This window comes from Dehalococcoidia bacterium, assembly GCA_028711995.1.
Lineage (GTDB): Bacteria > Chloroflexota > Dehalococcoidia > SZUA-161 > SpSt-899 > JAQTRE01.
Map to the genome: position 1 here is coordinate 1 of JAQTRE010000194.1, position 4049 is coordinate 4049.

Genomic DNA, 4049 nt, shown 5'->3' on the forward strand with positions numbered 1-4049 from the left:
CCGAGACGCGTTTTGTCAGGGTTTCTTCGGTTAGACTTTCCTTTCTGGCCGTCCTGAAAAGAACCGGCAATGCATTCATTATTTCTTCGTTCGAGATCACATCTTCCGGTAACTTGCCGGCGCTTGTTGCCGCCAAATCAGAGAATTCACGCCATTCTTCGGAGTCATTTTCGATTTTCAACATGGCGCCGTATTTTGCCAATGTCTCTTGCGACTGCGGCGGCTTTGCCAGACCTCTTTCCAGTTTGCTGATATTTCCCGGGTCTAACTCATGGATGCGGCAAAATTCTCTTAAGGTCAGTCCTAAGTTGATTCTCTTCTGCTTAAAAAAATTGCCGAATGTTTTCGCAATCATGATTTCACCTCCCTTCTGTTGTATCATTTGATACAACAAGCAGGAGATGTCAAGAAATATTTTACTGAGAAGGCATGGCACTATGAAAAAAGCCGGCGGTTTCATAGCTTCGTTTTCACCAAGGCAATCTCCGCATCGGTAAGGCTGTAAAGAGCATAGACTAGTTGATCGATTGTCAAGGATCACGTTAATTCCCCCCCTGCGGAATCATATTAATTCCCCCCTTTGGGCTTAGAGGGGTTTGAGGTTTTGGGTTTCAGTTTTTTTCGATAGGATTCTCCTTCCATGATTAAATGGTGTGCGTGATGGCTGAGGCGATCCAGAGCGGAGTTGGCCATTACGGGATCTGGGAAAAGTGTGATCCAGTCCTGTGGAGGACGGTTGCTGGTGATAATCAGTGACGAGTTGAGGTGGCGCTCCGAGACGATTTCGTAAAAGTCTTCGGCCTGTGCCTGAGTGAGAGCCGCCAGCCCGAAGTCATCGATGATGAGCAGATCCGGGTGCAGATATTTTTTAGTTCGTTTTTCCCATGAGTGATCGGCTCTGCCGGCCAGGAGGAAACGAAAGAGTTTTACCGCCTTTGTGAAGAGGACGTCATAGCCTTTGCGGCATGCCTGGTGACCGAGGGCTTGGGCGATATGACTCTTGCCTGTGCCTGCGGGACCATAGAGGAGGACATGCTCGCCTTTTTCTACAAAGGCACAGGTGGCCAGATCGCGGATGAGCTTGTGGTTGACTTTGGGATTAAAGGTAAAATCAAAGCCTTCGAGGGTCTTTTCCTCCTCGAAGGAGGCTCTGCTGAGGCGCAAGGAGAGTTTTTTGCTTTCTCTTCTTTCGATCTCATCCTGCACCAGGAGTTGGAGGAAGTCCAGATAGCCGAGGGAGGAGCTTTGAGCTTGCTGGAGGCGGACATCCAGACTTTCCATGAAACCGCCCAGGCGCAGGTTCTTGAGCTTTCCCTGTAATTGATGATCGAAGTTCATGCGACCACCTCCTTTTCCGGGATGAAGTAGGAGGGCTCACGCAAGAAACGCATTCCCAGCAAGCTGAGTTGGGCTGTGGGAGGCGTAGTATCGGGGATTTCATCCAGGTCTCTCTCCAGGATGCGCTTGATGGCCCGGTAGTGAAGATTCCCAAAGTAGAGCGATCTTTGGGATGCCGCCTCCATGCGCTCTTTGCCGTATTTATCCGCCAGTCTGATAATGGCCTGGGCTTTACGCAGATTGCGCATGGCGTTTTCAGCCAGGATCTTGCGGACGAGGATCTGGGTTTGAGGCCCCACTTCGGCCGCCCTCTTGCGGCAATAGCTGGGAGCAGGCATGAGATAGGCCAGTTTCTCAGGGGGGTAGTCTGAGAGGTCTGTAACCCAGGTTCCGGGTCTCTGGGCTCTGGGGTGGGTTTTGATCAGCTCCGGACCGAGAAAGACCCGGACCAGCCTCTCATCCCCCCTTACCCAGACTTCTCGGCCGATATAGCGGGTGGGGAGGGAATAATAGGAGTGCTCGAAGACCAGGTGATGGTCAGGATGGACCGTGCACTCCTTCCATTGCGGGCATTGGAAGCGCTCCGGAGGCAAGGCCCTGAGATGGGGCAACTCTTCTATCCGGAACACTTCATAGGGCTTCCTCTTGGTGGTTCCGTGGAGTTCCATTCCGATCTCCTCCTTGCACCACCGCAGCGCCCGTTCATTGGCCTCCTGTACATCGCGAAAACTGCGGCCGGCCAGGAGGTGTTTGCGAACCACAGCAACGTTTCGCTCCACCTTGCCCTTGTGCTTGGGAGAGGCCACCTTGGCCGGGTCAGCCACAAACCCATAGTGCCTCTCCAACTCGGCATAGGCGCGATTCAGGGTGGGGTCGTAGAGGTCGGGTTTGACCACGCCGGCCTTGAGGTTGTCAAGGACAACGGCGGCGGGCACGGCCCCGAAGAACTCAAAGGCCCTGATGTGACAATCGATCCAGGTGGCAGTGTCCTGCCGGAAGACAAACCGCACAAATCGATGCCTGCTGTAAGAAAGACTCATGATGAAGACCCAGGCACGGCGTCTCCTCCCGCTCAGAGGATCCACCATCAAGCCCGCATAACCAAAATCCACCTGAGCCTGGCTGCCGGGCTCGACCTCCAGACGGACGCACACCGCGGGCCTCCCAAACTGAAACTGCGCCATCAGGTAACGCTTCACGCTGGGGTAGCTCACCGTGATGTTCGCCCTTTCCCTGAGCAGTCGCCATACCTGTTTGGCCGTCATGTGCTCGGCCTTGATCATCTCACTCATCCACTCCCGATGGGCAGCCAGAACATCCTGGGCCGGAGTCTTTCTCAAGGGCGAAGAACTCGCCACCCTCTCCTTGAGAAGGCAAAGAAGCACCGCCTCCTCGGGAAAGGGGCTGCTCCTGGTAATACCGGCCACCTGTGCCAGCCGGACATATTTGCGAACGCTCTTGCGATCAAGTCCCAGGGACCGAGAAATACTCTTAACGCCGGCTCCCTGGTGCCACTGATAAACAACCTCTACAATCTCGTTCATGGTGATCTCCCTTCTTGCCATCGGCTCCCTCCCCAAAAAATAGTTCTCAGGGAGATACACCGATGAAACCCTCTGGCCAAGAAGGGGGGGAATTAACGTGATCCTGGGGGGGGAAATGTGATGATCCTAACCCCGCCTAAAGGGGGGATTTATCATGACTCTCGACAATCGATCTCCGATTCGAGACGTGGGATGGCGGGGCTATCGGGATCGGCGAGAATCTTTCGGACGCGCTGGATGATGGGGGCTTTCTGTCGTGTCTCGTATATGCTTGGCTTTTTCGCCTGTTGCCGCATCTGCTTGTGCGGCCGGGATCAGGTTAGGGGTAACGATATCCGTGGCCTGTAAAAACTTCTTTACAACAGATGGCAATCTGATTTATAAATAAACTAATTCATCTACCAATGGAGGTAGAAGGAACTCGGGGACCGCCTCAACAGGCGGTCGCTGTCGTTTATAGCCTTTTGTTGTAACGCCTTGACAAATCCCTTCGCCTTCCCTCTGAACCCACAAAGTACGCAGTTACCCAGAATAGTGCCTTTTTCTTTTTTTGGAGAATGAGCACACAGTCATATTCGACAAGCCAAATGTAACGTCTTACCCCGATGTCCTTTGTGCCATGATCATAATCAAATACCTTAATTTTTTTCAAAATGTTTGCAAGTATCCATGAATAGCAGCAAGGTATATTTGATGCGAGTCTACGATCCCGTCGGGGAGGGCACTGCCTGCAAAAACTTTCTGACATTTGGTGACAACACATCTGTCTAAGATCCCTAAGTGAGCGAAGCCAAGGAGGGTGCAGCTAACATAGCAGATGGAATGCCCCTAAGGACATGCCGGTTGAGAGCTTACAGAAACCTCTATAGGGAATCCTTGACTAAGTGAAGCCAAACAACTGAAGTTACAGCCGTTATAGCAAAAAGTAAGACCGATTTTGGACTCTGATGATCTTATGGCTATAACTTGCCAAGATCTTCAATTCATTCAATTCATTAATGTTTATCGTTCATCTCACAGAGACTTCAGCAAATGGCCCTCATTGACAGGATTGATCCATCTGATAGATGCTATCAAACGCGCAATGTTAGGGTCCTTGGCAAGAGCCACCCGGACAGCGTCATCACGTGTCAGTATGATGCTATCGGCTGAAAAAGCCGCTTCCAC

Annotated in this window: 3 protein-coding genes; all 3 read right to left on the reverse strand. The window is 52.1% G+C overall.

Annotated features, from left to right (window positions below):
* A partial coding sequence (locus PHV74_15280; GenBank protein ID MDD5095716.1) for a helix-turn-helix transcriptional regulator occupies positions 1-355 on the reverse strand: 355 nt, incomplete at its 3' end.
* Positions 356-567: 212 nt separating this feature from the next.
* Complete coding sequence (istB, locus tag PHV74_15285) at positions 568-1338, reverse strand: IS21-like element helper ATPase IstB (protein MDD5095717.1); 771 nt, start codon at positions 1336-1338, stop codon at positions 568-570.
* Positions 1335-2903: an IS21 family transposase gene (gene istA / locus PHV74_15290; GenBank protein ID MDD5095718.1), complete on the reverse strand. Its 1569-nt coding sequence runs from the start codon at positions 2901-2903 to the stop codon at positions 1335-1337. The genes istB and istA overlap by 4 nt, the downstream gene beginning before the upstream one ends.
* Positions 2904-4049: the final 1146 nt, after the last annotated feature.

Coding starts and splice junctions, on each gene's coding strand:
- istA (MDD5095718.1), bottom strand. CDS start 2,903: ATGGCAAGAAGGGAGATCACCATGAACGAGATTGTAGAGGTTGTTTAT.
- istB (MDD5095717.1), bottom strand. CDS start 1,338: ATGAACTTCGATCATCAATTACAGGGAAAGCTCAAGAACCTGCGCCTG.